The following is a 15,310-nucleotide window of genomic DNA, read 5'->3' as shown; positions in this document are numbered from 1 at the left end:
CGCCCATCCTTGCAACCCTCCCCGGAGGCATGAGGGCGGGTACGGCCGTCCCGCGGCCGCCCCTCGACCTGTCGGGACATGAGTACGCGACTGTGACGCGCCCCACAAGAGCGCCTCGGGAACTTCCGGCACGGTCGCGACGACTCCTCGAAAGCAGCGGCCAGATCCCTTGATCAGGCCGATCGCTGCGATGCCGAGGCCGTGGTCGGCGAAGAGGAACGGGAAGACGCCCCAGGTCAGGCCGTCGTTGAGGTTGTCGACCAGGCCCGCCTGGCGCCGCGCAGGGACTGGTCCCGCCACGAGGTGCGGGCGAGAGCCTCCCGGAAGGAGGGGCTGACCGCCGGGTCGCCTGCGGGCGCCGGGTGGCGGGCGAGTTCGAGGGCCAGGTGGGCGGCGGTGTCCTTGGCCAGGAGAGACAGGCCGAGGCCGGCGGCGGGGAAGACCACTCCGATGAGCTCGGGGGCGGGACGCGGCCCGTAGTGGGTGGCGAGGTGGCCGGTGAGCAGGGCCGTGGCGCCGACCGAGACGTAGCCGGCGGCTTCGTCGAGGCCGGTGGCGAGTCCCCGGCGGTCCGGTCCCACGAGGTCGATCTTCATGCCGACGGTCATCGACCAGGTCAGTCCCTGGTCGACGCCGAGCAGGATGTTCGCGGCCACGATCCACCACCACGACGGGGCCCGGGCGAGGACGAACGGCACGGGTGCGCCGATCAGCCGGCCAGCAGGAGCTGCCGGCGGCGGAAGCGGGCGGTGAGCGCGCCGGCGGCGAGGTTCGTGAAGGCCTTGGCGAGACCGAAGGCGACGATGAACGAGAAGGCGGCCGGGTTCCCGGCGAGCCCGAAGACCTCGGTGCCGATCAGGGGGACCGTCGTCCGCTCCGGGCCGACGAGCGCCCCGACCGCCGCCGTCACGACGAGGAGCAGCATGAACTGGGCCCGGTTCTCCCGGAGCCCGAGCCGCACGGCGTCCCGGGCGGGCCGCCGCACCGCCATGGTCCTCCGGGTCATCTCGGCGTCGTCCTTTCCATTCTCGTATCCGCAGATCGTTATACCTCTAGGGGTATTGAATTCGCCTCCCCAGCGCGAGCTCCCCATGTGATGCTGGATACCCATGGGGGTATTTGACTTCCCCTCGCGGCCCTGCCTACAGTCGATGGCATAAGTACCCCGGGGGGTATCTGAAAGGATGATCTTCCATGCGTGAAGTGGATCTGGACGTCCTCGCATCCGAGCTGGCGCAGGGCGCCTTCGCCATCGACGTGCGAGAGCCGGACGAATACGCGGCGGGCCACGTGCCGGGTGTCCGCCCCGTGCCCCTCTCCGAGCTGGGCGCTCACCTCGCCGCACTGCCCGCCGACCGGCCCGTCTACGTCATCTGCGCGAGCGGCAACCGCAGCGCCTGGGCCGCCGAGCACCTGGAGACCGCCGGGTTCCACGCGGTCTCGGTCGCGGGCGGCACCTCCGGATGGGCCCGCACCGGCCGCCCGATCGTGCGCGGCACGGACACCCGGCCCGCCTGAACGACCGGCCCGCCGCCCTCACCGCACCTCTTCCCGCCTCGTAGGGCTCCGCTCTGCGCGTGCTTTCCGTCGAAAGGTTCCACCGTGTTCTTCGCTCAGTACTACCTGGACTGCCTGTCGCAGGCGTCGTACATGATCGCCGATGAGAAGACCGGCCGGGCGGTCGTCGTCGACCCGCGCCGGGACGTCTCCGAGTACCTCGCCGACGCGCGGGCCCACGGCTTCACCGTCGTCGGCGTCATCAACACCCATTTCCACGCGGACTTCGTCGCCGGGCACCTGGAGATGGCCGACGAGACGGGAGCCTGGATCGGCTACGGCTCGCGGGCGGAGACCGAGTACCCGATCCGCCACCTCGCCGAGGGCGAGCGGGTCGTCCTGGGCGAGGTGGTCCTGGAGGTCATGGAGACCCCCGGGCACACCCCGGAGTCGATCAGCGTCCTGGTGTACGAGCACGCCGGCGACACCGTGCCGTACGGCGTCCTGACCGGTGACGCCCTCTTCATCGGCGACGTCGGCCGCCCCGACCTGCTCGCCTCCGTCGGCGTCACCGCCGAGGAGCTGGGCGGAATGCTCCACGACAGCGTCCAGAACAAGCTGATGGGCCTGCCCGACGAGGTCCGGGTCTTCCCCGCCCACGGCGCCGGCTCCGCCTGCGGGAAGAACCTCTCGACGGAGAAGTCCTCCACGATCGGCGAGCAGCGAGCCACCAACTACGCCTGCGCGCCGATGGGCCGGGAGGAGTTCGTCGCGCTGGTGACCGCGGGCCAGTCCGCCGCCCCGGGTTACTTCGCCTACGACGCCGACCTCAACCGCAAGGACCGCCCGCGGTACGACGGGACCTCAGCCTCCCGGCCGCTGTCCCGTGAGGAGTTCGCCGCGGTGCGCGCCGCCGGGGCGGTGGTGGTCGACGCGCGTGATCCGCAGGAGTTCGCGGCCGGGCACCTGGCCGGCGCGGTGAACATCCCCGCCGACGGGCGCTTCGCCGAGCAGGCCGGCACGGTCCTGGACCCGGCGGAGGAGCTGGTCGTCATGGCTCCGCAGAACCGGGAGGAGGAGATCGTCACCCGCCTCGCCCGCATCGGCTTCGACCACGTCGTGGGCTACGTCCGCAACCCCGAGGACGCCCTGCGGGTGATGGAGGCCGAGGTCACCCCCGCCAGCCGCCTCACCGCCACCCACCTCAAGGCCGCCCTGGCCGGGGAGAACCCGCCGCTGGTGGTGGACGTCCGCACCTGCGGCGAACGCGAGGCCAACGGCTTCATCCCCGAGGCCCTGCACATCCCGCTGAGCGAACTGACCTCCCGCACCGGCGAACTCCCCACCGACCGGCCCCTCGTCCTGCACTGCGCCGGCGGCCACCGCTCCTCCATCGCCGCCAGCCTCCTGCGCCACCGCGGCTTCGGCGACGTCTCCGACATCCTCGGCGGCTGGGCCGCCTGGGCCCTCGCGGCCGAGCCCGCCGCCGCCTGACCACCCCGACCGCCGGTCGGGCACGGGTTCGAATCTCTTCCCGTCGCGCACCGCCGGCCTATGGCGGGGCCGGAGGCAGCACTGCCTCCGCTTCTCCGCCCCGTCGCGGGCGCGGGTGTACCGCCCCGCCTGCGACGGCCCCCTTCTTCTCTGACGCCTGGGTCGCCGCCATGACCCACCACCCCCTGCACATACCTTCCGGAGTTTTGCATGAGCGCCGAGCGCACCGTCCAGTCGATCACCCCCGCAGTCCTGCACCGCCTCGTCCAGGAGGGCCGCGCCCCGCGCCTGCTCGACGTGCGCACCCCCGGCGAGTTCCGCACCGCCCACATCGCCGGCTCGTACAACGTGCCGCTGCACACCCTGCGCGAGCACCGCGCGGAGCTGCGTTCGCACCTGGACGAGGAGGTCGTGCTCGTCTGCCGTTCCGGCCAGCGCGCCCGCGAGGCCGAGCAGGCCCTCGCCCAGGCCGGCCTGCCGAACCTCCGTGTCCTGGAGGGCGGCATGAACGCCTGGGAGGCGGCGAGCGCGCCCGTGAAGCGGGGCCCCGAGCGCTGGGACATGGAGCGCCAGGTCCGCCTCGTCGCCGGCTCCATCGTCCTGGCCACCGGCCTGGCAGGCGTCCTGATCCCCGGCGTCCACCTCGTCGGCACCGCCATCGGTGCCGGCCTGACCTACGCGGCCGTCAGCAACTCCTGCGCCATGGGTGTCCTGCTGTCCAAGCTGCCGTACAACCGCGGCCCGCGCACCGACATCCGCACGGTGATCGCGGAGCTGCGGAGCGCGTCATGACCGCCCTCATCGTCGCGGTCTCCCTGCTCATCGGCGTCAGCCTCGGCATCCTCGGCGGCGGCGGCTCCATCCTCACCGTCCCGATCCTGGTCTACCTCGCCGGACAGGACACCAAGGAGGCCATCGCCACCTCGCTGTTCGTCGTCGGCGTCACCAGCCTCGCCGCGCTGGTCCCGCACGCCCGCGCCCACCGGGTCCGCTGGCGGACCGGCCTGCTCTTCGGCGCCTTCAGCATGGCCGGCGCCTACGGCGGCGGGCGGCTCGCCGAGTACATCCCCGGCACGGTCCTGCTGATCGCGTTCGCGCTGATGATGCTCGCCACGGCCTTCGCGATGCTCCGCAAGCCGCGCGACGGGGCGAAGAAGGCCCGGCCCGCCCAGGGTGACCTGCCGCTGAAGCACATCGCGGTCGAGGGCCTGGTCGTCGGCGCCGTGACCGGCCTGGTCGGCTCCGGCGGCGGGTTCCTCGTCGTCCCGGCCCTCGCGATCCTCGGCGGACTGCCCATGGGCATCGCCGTCGGCACCTCGCTGCTCGTCATCGCGATGAAGTCCTTCGCCGGACTAGCCGGACACCTCTCCGGCGTGACGATCGACTGGGGCATCGCCCTGACCGTGACCGTGGCAGCGGTGGCCGGCAGCCTGATCGGAGCCCGTCTCGCCGGACGTATCCCGCAGGACGCGCTGCGCAAGGCCTTCGGCTGGTTCGTCGTCGTCATGGGCGTCTTCGTCCTCGCTCAGCAGCTCGACACCGCCGTCTGGACCCACCCCGCCACCTGGGCGGTGCTCGGCGCCGCAACAAGCGCTGCGGTCGCCACCCGATTCTGGAGGCGGTCAAGGACGACACACCCACAGCCGGCGCCCCGCGCCCGCCAGGACGCGGCACCGAAATAACGCGACGAGCACATGTCCCAAGGCGTGCCAAGGGGGGAGGAGGAGAATTCCCGTGCAGGTGAACGAAGAATCGATGAAGCCCGTCCTGAACCGTCTCAAGCGGGCGCAGGGGCAGCTGGCCGCGGTGATCGCCATGGTCGAGTCCGGCAGGGAGTGCGAGGACGTCGTCACCCAGCTCGCAGCCGTCTCCAAGGCCTTGGACCGGGCCGGGTTCAAGATCGTGGCGAGCGGCATGCGCCAGTGCCTCGTCGACGGTTCAGAGAACCCGCCCATGACGCAGGAGAAGCTGGAGAAGCTCTTCCTCACCCTCGCCTGACCCTTCCCTCCTGTCCGGCCGGACAAAGAAAGCCGGACATCGCAACGAACCGGAGCCCCACCCACCCCGAACGACCCGCACCGGCCCCGCCAGAAGAGGGGGCAGGCCGCCCGACCGCGGAAACGTTCTGTGGCCGGGTGGGACTGGCCGAGGTCGGCCATGCGGGACCCCGGACGCGGTGCGGACCCGGACGTGCTGCGCAGCTGTCCACTCTCATGGCCGACGCGGCCCTGGTCGGTCGGCCCCGGATCGCCGACGGCGAATCCGCCCGTGAGGGCACCCCGGAGACGACATCCGCCAACGCCCACAGTGGACCCCGAGGGCGGCTGCAGTCCGTGGGCGAAGGCACCCCGGATCCGCGTGGTGGGCCGGGAGCGACATGCCAGGACGCACACCCTGGTGGCCAGCGGCGCCTGCGTCCCCGGCCACCGTTGCGGACCGCCCCTTCCCCTCACCCCCGGTGTCGGCGGGGGTCAGGATCATGAAGCTCTCGGGGTTCGGCACGAGAGCGAATCCGGCCTTCGCGTAGACCTCGTGGGCATCGGGGGTCGACAGAAGGACGCGCTTGAGCCGATAGGGGGCAAGGTGGTCTCGAACAGCTGTCGCCAGCCACGTCCCGTGTCCCCTGCCACGGTGGGCAGGGGACACATGGACGTCGCAGAGCCGAGCGAAAGTCGTGTCGTAAGAGACGCCCCCTGAAAGGACGGAGCCGGCCCCGTCGGCCGGTCCTGGAGATCAGGGCTTCCGGGCATCCTCGGCAGAAAGCCGGTTCTCGCTGCCGAGCGGCTCCCTGATCTGGCCTGTGTGCCATGGCACGATCGCCTCACCGCTGTCCGGAACCCGAAGGGTCGCCGTGTCCCCGACTCCTGTCGTCCTGCACAATGCCCGGATCGTCGACGGTACGGGTGCCCCGCCGGTGTCCGATGGGATCCTGGTGGTCGAAGACGCCCACATCCGCTGGTGCGGCCCTGCCCACGCGGCGCCGGAGGATCTCGGCCTGCGTGGCGCGACCCGTGTGGACCTCGGCGGGCGGACCCTCTGCCCGGGGTTTATCGACGCGCACGTGCACTTCGCCCTGCCGGGCCCGGGGCAGAGCCCGTTGGCAGGTGCGGGCGAACCCGTCAGCTACCGGACGCTGAAGGTGATCGAACGGCTCCGTGTCACCTTGCACAACGGGGTGACCACGGCACGCGACCTCATGGGGCTCGACGCGGGCTTCCGACGGGCGGTTGCCGAACGCCGCATCGCAGGACCGCGGCTCCTTGTCGCGGTGAGTATGCTGAGCCAGACGGCCGGGCACGCCGACTTCCGCCTCCCGAGCGGTATCGACGCCCTCGCCGCCGCCGTCGCTTTTCCCGGCAGCCCTTCCGGCATCGTGGACACCGTCGACGACATCCGCACCCGCGTACGCGAGCTGGTCGCCGCCGGCGCCGACTGCGTCAAGCTCGCCGCCAGCGGAGGGGTCACCTCACCGCACGACCAGCCCGAATGGCTCGGGCTGCGCGCGGAGATGATCCGCGCGGCCGTGGAGGAGGCCGAGTCCTACGGCGGCCTTCCTGTCGCGGTGCACGCGATCGGGGAGGCCGGGATCGCCGCGGCCGTCCGCTCCGGGGTCCGCAGCATCGAGCACGGTTACGCTCTCACCGACGAACTGCGGGCGGAGATGGCCGAGCGCGGACAGTTCCTCGTGCCCACCCTCCTGGAGACCACAGCCGATCCCGACCCTTCCGCCGTGCCCGCGGCCGTACACGCCAAGGCCGTGCGCTGGCACCGGGTGGCCCAGGAGGCCGTGGCCCGTTCCGTGGCAGCCGGGATCCGTGTCGCGATGGGAACCGACGCGGGCCTGATCGCCCCCCACGGGCAGAACCTCAAAGAACTGGGACTCCTCGTCCGCATCGGCGGCATGACGCCGCTCCAGGCAATCCGAGCAGCCACCTCCGACGCCGCCGATCTGTGCGGCGTGGGCGACACCACCGGCAGCCTGGCCGCCGGCAAGGCCGCCGACCTCGTCGTCTGCGGCACGGACCCCCTGGACGACATCGACTCCCTCGCCGACCCCGCCCATGTGCACGCCGTGCTCAAGGAGGGACGCATCGCCATCGACCGAGCCGGAGTCCTCGCCTCCGCAGGCCTGCCCGACCTGGTCCCGTAGAGGCCAGGACCGGATGAAGGGCCAAGGCGGTCAAACGTCTTCTTCCTGGACAGGCGGTTCTCGGAGGTCTGGGCGCGGACCGGACCCCCAGGAAACCGTCAAGGCGCACCTCTGGTGGCTCAAAGTGCCGACTTGCCGCGTTGGCGCAGCTTCCATGCCGTGAGCCCAGACCCGACAGCCATGAGGAACAAAGTGCCGAGGCCGAGGGACCGCGTGCGAGCACTACCGGCTTCCGCCAGTTCATCTCCGTAACCGCCGGGCGGGTTGGGCGGATACGTCGGTCCAGGCGTGGGAACGACCGTCGGCGAAGTCGTCGGGGAGGGTTCCGTGGGCGTGGGCGTGGGCGTGGGCTCGGTCGGCGTCGGGGTGGGCTCGGTCGGGGTCGGGCGGTTGTGGACGACGCGGCTCACCGCCACCAGACGCGGCACGTCCACCGTGAAGGCGGGCGCGGAGGCTGTCCCTGTGTTGGTGACTTCCACCGACTCGCCGTCGTCGAGGTTGGTGCAGACCGCGTTCTTCGCGCCTTGCGTGACCAGTTCGTAGCCCGGCTGCTGGGCTTCGGTGACGGTGACGTCCGCATCCGTGACCCCGGCGGGGAAGGTCGGCTTGAAGACGACGCCGCCCGTACCGTCGTTCACCGTCGTCTCGGTGTCCGGCAGCCCGCCGACACCGGGCGTGGTGGTCGAGGCGTCGAACTGCCAGCCCGCACTGGCCGGCTCGGCGCCGGTGACGTCCTCGCCTTCCGTGTCCCCGGGAACGATCTGCTTGATGACGGACAGTGCCCCCTCGCACTGCGCAAAGGCCATGTTCCGCAGCGCCTCGCCCGCTGCCGCGAAGTCGGTCGTCTGGTAGGAGTCGGCGGTCTGCGGAGCCGGGTCCGCAGGATCGAAGGCCTCCTCGCCCGAGATCGCCTTCAGGTTGATCCCCGAGATCCCTTCGACGTCCTTGCCCACGCCCACGGCGACGACTCGGGATCCCTTCGCCTTCACCGCATTGGCGGAGAAGATCCCAGCCTCGACGTCCGCGAAGTGGGTATTGGCGCCGTCACCCGTGTACGGCTTGCCGAAGCGCGTCGGGTTGCCGTCCGTGAGGACGACCACCAGGTCGTACTTTGGAGCCGACTGCGCGACCGCATTCAGTCCCTGGTCCCAGTTCGTACCGGAGCCGAGGGTCCACCCCTGGTACAGGTCCTTGAACGCCTGCGCGCCGCCCTTCGTCGAGACCGGCATGAGGGCGGGGTGGTTGGTGGTGCCCGTGCTGGGCGAGTTCCGGTCGAAGGAGAACAACGCGAGCCGGGAAGGCGTCCCGGTCAGCGTGTCCGTCAGTTTGTCGGTCGCCGCCTTGAGGTCCTGCAGGGCACTGCCGACCGACGCCGACAGGTCGAGGACGACCGCCACGTCCAGACCGCAGGCCGACGGCAGGGACGGATTCACGCGCGACTGCTGCCAGATCCCGCTGGAAGCCACGTACGGCACCGCCGCCCAGTCTGTACTGCGCATGAAGTCCGCGAGGGAGGAATACGTCTGCCCACCCTTAGGGCTCGCAGAGAATCAACATGCTGACAAGTAACGCGCTGACCTGCTGTGTCAAGGTGCAGAACCTACAGGTTGATTCTCTGCGAGCCCTATGGGTCGTTAGCCCCTTTATTGAGCAAGAGCTGGAGACCTGCTACACGGGCAGGTAGGGCGTTAGCGCGGGGCGCAATACGGGCGACGATCCCCGGTTTCCGAAACCGGGGATCGTCTGGACCATGGTGCTCGTTCGTGAAGCGCTGCTTGGCGGTGGAGCGAAGCGAGCGAAGTGTCCGTCCGCCACACAGGTCGACGGGGAAGTTGCCGCGGGGAGCTGCCCGGCTGCTTGGGTGTTCCACCAGCAGTGGGCGTCGGGCGAGAACGCGGCCTTGGAGGCGTTGTCAATGGCTTCTTGGTACACGGTGGGTGAGTCGTGCCATTCGGTGTCGCCGATCACTCGCAGGGAGCGGCGCGAGAGACCGTCGAGGAGGGTGAAGAGCCGAGGGACTGCCGTCAGGCGGTGTCTCGGCTAGGGCCGGCTTGGCGGGCACCGCCTGGATATTGGGCCCAGAGGAGGTACTGGGCCGGCCACGGCAGATCGATCCCCTCGTGTCCGTCATAGGCCACGACCGCCGGGTCGGCCATGGAAGCGGCGATGCCGGTCATCATTCCGCGGCCCGCATGGCGAGGGTGATACCCCAGGTGATGTCGACGCTCCTGTGCGGGCCCCGTCGCACCGTGATCGCGAACCTGGCGAGCAGTACCTCCGCCACCACGGCCCGTGGTGATCGCGCCACCACCTCTCGGACGGGGGCTGCCCACGGTCGGCAGCCGTCGTTCCCTCCCGGGCTGGGGACACGCAGCTTCCGGGACCGTGCTCAGGGAGGCGTGAGGGTGTCCAGGCGGGCAGCGAGGTCCGGATGGGCGGTCGCGATGTGGCGGCGGGTGGCGACCAGGGGGGCGAGGAGTTCGGCCGGGTCGTTGTGGGCGAGGGCGGTGTTGAGTTCCCCGAGCGGGCCCCGGGCGGCGGGAGGCAGGTCGATGAGCGCGGTGATCTGGCCGGCGATGCGGCGCAGGTCGGCCGCGTTCTCGCGGGCCCAGCCGGCTGTGGCGCGATCGTCGGCGCGTCGTCGGCGGGTGGCCTGGACGCGCTCCTCACCCGTGGAGCCGGCCGGGCCGGGCCGGCCGCGCAGGTAGCGACGCTCGGCGGCCTGGCGGCTGGCGACGCCGAGAGGCTCGGCGAGGTCGGCCCAGCTGGCGCCTGCGTCACGCGCCGTTTCGATCAGCCCGGTCTCCCATCCGGCGAGCTGCTCGCGGACCTGCCGCAGCAGCATCAGCGAGGCCAGGGCCTGGGCTGGATCCGGCCCGGTGCCGGGCGCGTCCGCGGGCTCGTCACCGGCGGTGCGCAGCGCGTGATCGATGGTGTGCAGGGCGGCCGCAGCAGCGAGGAACGACGCCGGACCGTGGACGTCGGTGCTGGACAAGGGTGACTGATCGGCCTGGCTCATGAGCACCTCCCTCCTGTCATCCACTCGATGACATCATGTTTGTCATCCATTGGATGACATGCTACAACGGATTCCGTGAGGCGCATTGGCAGCAACTGCCCGACCCTCTGGAGGTGTTTTCCATGTTGATGCGCACTGACCCCTTCCGTGAGCTCGACCGGCTGACCCAGCAGCTGATGGGCCCGGCGACCTGGTCCCGGCCGTCCCCGATGCCCATGGATGCCTATCGCGAGGGTGACGAGTACGTCGTGGCCTTCGACCTGCCCGGCGTCAGCGCGGAGGCGATCGACATCGACGTCGAGCGCAACATGCTGACCGTCAAGGCGGAGCGGCGACCGGTGGCGAAGGCCGACGACGTCCAGATGGAGCTGTCCGAGAGGCCGCTGGGGGCCTTCTCCCGCCAGATCGTGCTGGCCGACACCCTGGACACCGAGCAGATCAAGGCCGACTACGACGCCGGCGTACTCACCCTGCGGATCCCGATCGCCGAGCGTGCCAAGCGCCGCAAGATCGCCATCGGCGGAGCCGGCCGCAAGGAGATCTCCGGTTGACCCCCCCCGGTGACACCGGCCGGGCAGACGCGGAGGACGGGGAGCTGATCTCCCCCTCCGTCACCCCGTCCTCCGCACCCCATCGGCACTCCGAAGAGAACGGGATGCAACCACGATGGCACTGCGACGCGAAGCGTTCCTCGGGCACGTCCAGGGACGCGGCAAGTACGACAGCCCGCACGAGGCGGACCGGGCGGCCCGGGTGGTACTCGCCCTCCTCGGCGCTCACCTGGTCGGCGAGGTCCGCGCCCAGCTGGCCGCACGCCTGCCGGACGAGTTCGCCCTGATCCTGCTCAACCCTCTCCAGAGCGCAGAACCCCTGCCGCCGGAGCGGTTCGTCAGGGCCACCGCCGCCTGGATCGAGGGAGCCACCGAACAGACCGCCACCTGGGACGTCAGCGCCGTCCTGTCCACCGTCGCGGACACCGCCGGCGACGACCTGCTCGGCCAGATCCTTCTCCAGCTCCCCGAAGGCTACGACCTCCTCTTCGGCCGCCCCCAGACCACCTGACCACCTCCCGGTGCCGCGCACCGGCAACAGCGAGAAAGGCGACCACCCCTGTGATGACCGACCGGCCCACACCTCTCCAGACGCAGCCTCACGGGACGGCGTACGAGCAGATGCTGGAGAAGGTCCGTTACGAGGGGGCCTACCCCACCCGTGAGAGAGCCGAGGAAGCAGTCGATCTGGTCCTTTCGGGCCTGGGGCGCCAGCTCACCGGAGACGAGCGTGTCGACCTGGCCGCCCGGCTGCCCTTCGAGGCCGCCCGCGTGCTCACCGTTCAGATCCCCGACATGGATCCCCTGACCGGCTGGGCCTTCGTCAAGGACCTCTCCGCCCGCTCCGGCGGCTCCCTGGCCACCACCCGTTGGGACACCGGAGCCGTTTTCGCGGCCGTCGCCGCGTACGCCGGCCCCGACCTCACCACTCGCATCCTCGAACAGCTCCCCACCGGCTACGCGCTGCTGTTCGGCCGCCCCGAGCTCACCAGGGCCGCGTAGGGAAGACCACGCTGCGACCGGCCCCACGACCACTCGCTCGCCTCACGGCAGAGCGAACTCAGCGATGGAGCCGTCGCGGAGCCGGCACCGCAGGCGGGAACCGGAACGGAGGTCAATGCGTTCCGGCTCGAGGAGCGGCCACGTCGAGAACGCGGGTGGAACCGCTGCGACCCGTCCTGTACTTCATCCACGGCGGGGGACTGATCGCCGGGAGCAACCGGTCGTCCATGCGAGCCGTACTCGACATCGCCCAGGAGTCCGGCCTGGCGGTGGTGTCCGCCGAGTACCGGCTCGCACCCGAGCACCCCTATCCGGCAGCGGTGGACGACTGCTTCGCCGGCCTGGAGTGGACCGCCGCCCACGCGGCCGAAGTCGGCACTGACCCCGGGAGGGTCCTCCTGTGCGGCGCGAGCGCCGGCGGCGGACTGGCGCCAGCGGTCGCCCTGCTCGCCCGCGACCGAAAAGGCCTCGCCGTCGCGGCGCAGATGCTGATCTGCCCCATGCTGGACCACCGCAACGACACCCCCTCCAGCCACCAGATGGCGAGCCAGCCCTTCTGGAACCGCCAAGCCAACGACACCGGCTGGACCGCCTACCTGCCCGGACGCGACCACGGGGAGGACATCTCCCCGTACGCCTCCCCGACCTCAGCCGGCGACCTGTCCGGCGTCCCACCGGCCTACCTCGACGTCGGCACCGTCGACACCTTCCGCGACGAGGTCATCGCGTACCCCGATGGACTCTGGCGAGCGGGCGGAGACGCCGAACTGCACGTGTGGTCCGGCGGCTACCACGGCTTCGAACAACTGCTGCCCCAGTCGGCGCTCGCCCACGAGGCCCGGACGGCCCGCGTCAACTGGCTGCGCAGGCAGCTGACCTCTGCGACGCAATCCACGTAAGGCCCGGTGCCCGGGGGCCGAAGGCCGTCGTCTCCCACGCGTCTTCGACCCGCCCGGACTCAGGCTTCGTCGTCCGTCGGTGTCGAGGCCGACGGACGACGACGCTCAGTGACCTGGGCGAGGAGGAGCACGGTGTCGTCGGTCGGGCCGGCCGGTAGGAGGTGTGTGAGGATGCTGTCCGCCTTCTCTTCCAACGTACCGGTGACGCCGACCAGTTGGGTGCGGAGAGCTTCGATGCCCTCGTCGATGTCCTTGCCGCGCGCCTCGATGAGGCCGTCGGTGTAGAGGGCCAGGATGTCTCCCTCGTGGAGTGCGATCTCGATCGTGCCGAAGGGGAAGCCACCGACACCGAGGGGGACTCCCAGTACGTCGTCGATGATCCTCACCGTGCCGTTCGGTTCGCGTACGAGAGGCGGGGGGTGGCCGGCGTTCGCGATGCGGGCCCGGCCCGTCGCGGGGTTGTAGTGGATGTAGAGGCAGGTCGCCAGCTCGATGCCCGCTTCCTGGACGCAGGCGTCGAGTTCCCCGAGGAGGAGGTCGGGTTCCAGGCTCTGGCGGGCCAGTGCCTTGGCGGTGATCCGTAGCCTGCCCATCGCCGCGGCCGCCGGTACGCCGTGTCCCATGACGTCGCCGACCACGAGGGCCACCCGGCCGCCCGGCAGGTCGATCACGTCGTACCAGTCGCCCCCGACCTCCGTGAGGTGGCTGCCGGGGAGGTAGCGGTGGGCGATGTGCAGGGACGGGCTGGTCGCAAGGTTGGTGGGGAGCAGTGCGCGCTGGAGGGTGAGCGCGATCTCCTGGACCTGGCTGTAGAGGCGGGCGTTGTCCAGGCACAGGGCGGCGCGCGAGGCGAGTTCGCCGGCCAGGCTGAGGTCCTGCTCGGTGAAGACCGGGCGGGCGGCGGAACGGCCGAACATGGTGATTCCCTGGACCGTGCCCCGGGCGATGAGGGGAGCGATGAGGAGGCAGGTCAGGCCGCTGTCGATCAGCAGCCGGCCGCGGGCCTGGTGGATCACGGTCCGTGTCATGAACTCCTCGTTCACGGGGACGCAGACGGGTAGGCCCGTTCTCAGCGTCTCGTGGATCGTCGAGCCCGGGGGGTAGGTCACGCGTTCCAGTCCGCCGACGAGTTCGGGGGCCGGAGGCGGCAGACTGGTACGGGATGCGATCCGGCGCGTGACCAGGGGCATGTCCGGGTCGAACACTTCGGGTTCGTCCATCCACTCCACGATCTCCACGACGGAAGCGTCGGCGAACTCCGGGACAGCCGCCTCGACCAGCTCACGGGCGGTGACGTCCACGTCCAGTGTGGTGCCGATCCGGGCCGCGGCCCGGTCCAACAGAGCCAGCCGCTGCCGTCCGGCTGCCGCTTCCACGATGGCCTGCTCACGGTCGGTAACGTCCACGAGGAGACCGCCCAATCCCGGCCGCGTATCGCCTGCCTGGCTCAACGGGAAGAAGCTCACCGATCGCACCTGGTCCCGGTCGGGACGGCCCGGCGTGCGAAGAACGACCAGCGCGCTCACGACGGGCCGCCCCTCGTCGGCGACGGTCTGTAGCATGCGCTGGTACTCGCCGCCGTCGGACGTGATCATGAAGTCCTCCATGCGGCGCCCGATGTGGTCCTCGATCGGGATCCCGTCCATGTCGGCGAGGGCCTGGTTGAGGTGGAGGTAGTGCAGGTCCTCGTCGAGCATGACGAGGCCGATCGGGCACGTCTCGAAAAGCGCGTCGAGGAAGGCGAGGTTGGTTTTCACCCGGTCGAGCTCGTCGCCCCTGCTTGCCAGGCCGACGATGACGGAGCGGCCTTCGCCGCCCGTTACCGGGAAGACCCGGAATCCGCAGTCGAAGACCGTGTCGTCCTGGTGCAGGGCGGGCATTCTTACCCGCCAGTAGCCCAGGGAGCGGCCACGTTCCGCGAGGCGCTTTGCCGCGCTGGTCCCGTCCACGGGGGCGGCGGGAAAGAGGGTGGCGGCGGGCTTGGACAGGACGTCCCCGGCCTCGTATCCGAAAAGTCGCTGTGCGCCGGGTCCCCAGTAGCAGATCCGGTCCTCGTCATCCATGCCGAGCACGGCGACGGCCACGTGCCCCAGCAAGGTTCCCGGTTCCGACCAGAGCGGCCCGGGATCCTGCACCCCCGTTGGATTCGATGACACCAGGTGCCCTTTCAGACGCACACGCCGCAGCCGAGTGCGCCACTCGTCGCGGACGGGGACCTCACGTCAATTCTGCTCGCCGTCCGAGGTTCGGACATCACGACGGCAGTAGGCGGGTGTGCGCTGGCGTGAGGTGGATACGGGCTTCGAAGACCGAGACCGGAGGCGACCATGGCCAACGCCGGGCTGGTCCCCGAGCCGGGACCACAAGCCGTGTTCCGGATCGTCGCCCTGCCCATGACGCGACCGCCGGCCACCGCTCTTGGCCCGCGCCGTCCTGGGCCTCGGCGCGCCGCTCGCCATGGCCGCCGCATTCGCCGTCCAGGACTCCGGGGCGGGGTTCGTCGACGCTTCGCCCTGGAAGCGGTCGGTGTCCTGCGTCCCCAGGAGGGCGAGCACGGTGTGCACCGACACGCGCGGCGCCTCCATCGTCGGGTTCGCCTTCGCCCACGTGCTCGCTTTCAACGTGCTGTCCGGCTGAAGAGCGTCGCCCCAGCCTGTCTGTACCGGCCAGCGGACGGGGAGGACGAGAAGTGGCCGAA

Annotated in this window: 16 protein-coding genes and 1 pseudogene; 11 read left to right on the top strand and 6 right to left on the bottom strand. The window is 70.7% G+C overall.

Translation table 11 applies throughout. From position 1 onward, the window contains the following. Positions 1 to 236 precede the first annotated feature (236 nt). Positions 237 to 656, bottom strand: coding sequence for a hypothetical protein (locus tag ACFYX3_RS32650; protein WP_389021177.1), 420 nt, complete (start codon positions 654 to 656; stop codon positions 237 to 239). A gap of 53 nt (positions 657 to 709) precedes the next feature. Next, positions 710 to 1,006 (bottom strand): hypothetical protein, encoded by a 297-nt coding sequence (locus ACFYX3_RS32645; protein ID WP_389021174.1) that lies wholly within the window; start codon positions 1,004 to 1,006, stop codon positions 710 to 712. A 188-nt stretch (positions 1,007 to 1,194) separates the two neighbouring features. Between ACFYX3_RS32645 and ACFYX3_RS32640 the strand changes: the two genes are divergently transcribed. From ACFYX3_RS32640 to ACFYX3_RS32620, 5 genes are all read left to right on the top strand, one after another. Next, positions 1,195 to 1,518, top strand: coding sequence for a rhodanese-like domain-containing protein (locus tag ACFYX3_RS32640; protein ID WP_389021170.1), 324 nt, complete (start codon positions 1,195 to 1,197; stop codon positions 1,516 to 1,518). A gap of 84 nt (positions 1,519 to 1,602) precedes the next feature. Next, positions 1,603 to 2,991: a rhodanese-like domain-containing protein gene (locus ACFYX3_RS32635; RefSeq protein WP_389021167.1), complete on the top strand. Its 1,389-nt coding sequence runs from the start codon at positions 1,603 to 1,605 to the stop codon at positions 2,989 to 2,991. Positions 2,992 to 3,201: 210 nt separating this feature from the next. Continuing rightward, entirely contained in the window at positions 3,202 to 3,783 is a 582-nt protein-coding gene (locus ACFYX3_RS32630) for a rhodanese-like domain-containing protein (protein ID WP_389021164.1), read from the top strand. Then, the gene (locus ACFYX3_RS32625; RefSeq protein WP_389021161.1) at positions 3,780 to 4,673 is read left to right on the top strand and encodes a sulfite exporter TauE/SafE family protein; all 894 of its coding nucleotides are present in this window, start codon (positions 3,780 to 3,782) and stop codon (positions 4,671 to 4,673) included. The genes ACFYX3_RS32630 and ACFYX3_RS32625 overlap by 4 nt, the downstream gene beginning before the upstream one ends. A gap of 73 nt (positions 4,674 to 4,746) precedes the next feature. Next, positions 4,747 to 4,989 carry a metal-sensitive transcriptional regulator gene (locus tag ACFYX3_RS32620; RefSeq protein WP_389021371.1) on the top strand — a complete coding sequence of 81 codons (243 nt, stop codon included), beginning with the start codon at positions 4,747 to 4,749 and terminating at the stop codon, positions 4,987 to 4,989. Positions 4,990 to 5,460: 471 nt separating this feature from the next. On the opposite strand, the pseudogene ACFYX3_RS32615 reads toward ACFYX3_RS32620, so the two are convergent. Beyond that, positions 5,461 to 5,709, bottom strand: a pseudogene (locus ACFYX3_RS32615) (GNAT family N-acetyltransferase); the annotation flags it as partial. A 133-nt stretch (positions 5,710 to 5,842) separates the two neighbouring features. Here ACFYX3_RS32615 and ACFYX3_RS32610 point away from each other — a divergent pair. Continuing rightward, complete coding sequence (locus ACFYX3_RS32610) at positions 5,843 to 7,141, top strand: amidohydrolase family protein (RefSeq protein WP_389021157.1); 1,299 nt, start codon at positions 5,843 to 5,845, stop codon at positions 7,139 to 7,141. 119 nt (positions 7,142 to 7,260) lie between these two features. On the opposite strand, the gene ACFYX3_RS32605 is transcribed toward ACFYX3_RS32610, so the two are convergent. After that, positions 7,261 to 8,640, bottom strand: coding sequence for a vWA domain-containing protein (locus ACFYX3_RS32605; RefSeq protein ID WP_389021153.1), 1,380 nt, complete (start codon positions 8,638 to 8,640; stop codon positions 7,261 to 7,263). An 890-nt stretch (positions 8,641 to 9,530) separates the two neighbouring features. After that, positions 9,531 to 10,160 carry a type III effector protein gene (locus tag ACFYX3_RS32600; RefSeq protein WP_389021150.1) on the bottom strand — a complete coding sequence of 210 codons (630 nt, stop codon included), beginning with the start codon at positions 10,158 to 10,160 and terminating at the stop codon, positions 9,531 to 9,533. A gap of 122 nt (positions 10,161 to 10,282) precedes the next feature. On the opposite strand from ACFYX3_RS32600, the gene ACFYX3_RS32595 reads away from it, so the two are divergent. The 4 genes from ACFYX3_RS32595 (at position 10,283) to ACFYX3_RS32580 (ending at position 12,612) form a co-directional block, all read left to right on the top strand. Next, the gene (locus ACFYX3_RS32595; protein ID WP_389021147.1) at positions 10,283 to 10,711 is read left to right on the top strand and encodes an Hsp20/alpha crystallin family protein; all 429 of its coding nucleotides are present in this window, start codon (positions 10,283 to 10,285) and stop codon (positions 10,709 to 10,711) included. Positions 10,712 to 10,826: 115 nt separating this feature from the next. Further along, positions 10,827 to 11,222, top strand: a complete 396-nt coding sequence (locus tag ACFYX3_RS32590) for a DUF2267 domain-containing protein (RefSeq protein WP_389021144.1) — start codon at positions 10,827 to 10,829, stop codon at positions 11,220 to 11,222. Between the two features lie 53 nt (positions 11,223 to 11,275). Further along, positions 11,276 to 11,713, top strand: coding sequence for a DUF2267 domain-containing protein (locus ACFYX3_RS32585; RefSeq protein WP_389021141.1), 438 nt, complete (start codon positions 11,276 to 11,278; stop codon positions 11,711 to 11,713). 155 nt (positions 11,714 to 11,868) lie between these two features. Next, positions 11,869 to 12,612 carry an alpha/beta hydrolase gene (locus ACFYX3_RS32580; RefSeq protein ID WP_389021138.1) on the top strand — a complete coding sequence of 248 codons (744 nt, stop codon included), beginning with the start codon at positions 11,869 to 11,871 and terminating at the stop codon, positions 12,610 to 12,612. Positions 12,613 to 12,671: 59 nt separating this feature from the next. Here the strand turns inward: ACFYX3_RS32580 and ACFYX3_RS32575 are convergent, their stop codons facing one another. Then, entirely contained in the window at positions 12,672 to 14,696 is a 2,025-nt protein-coding gene (locus ACFYX3_RS32575; RefSeq protein WP_389021135.1) for a SpoIIE family protein phosphatase, read from the bottom strand. 334 nt (positions 14,697 to 15,030) lie between these two features. On the opposite strand from ACFYX3_RS32575, the gene ACFYX3_RS32570 reads away from it, so the two are divergent. After that, positions 15,031 to 15,249 carry a hypothetical protein gene (locus tag ACFYX3_RS32570; RefSeq protein WP_389021132.1) on the top strand — a complete coding sequence of 73 codons (219 nt, stop codon included), beginning with the start codon at positions 15,031 to 15,033 and terminating at the stop codon, positions 15,247 to 15,249. The last annotated feature ends 61 nt before the right edge of the window (positions 15,250 to 15,310 follow it).

This window comes from Streptomyces sp. NPDC002463, from assembly GCF_042889835.1.
GTDB lineage: Bacteria > Actinomycetota > Actinomycetes > Streptomycetales > Streptomycetaceae > Streptomyces > Streptomyces nymphaeiformis.
Note: the sequence above shows the minus strand (reverse complement) of the source record. Positions and strands in the feature narration are given on the sequence as shown.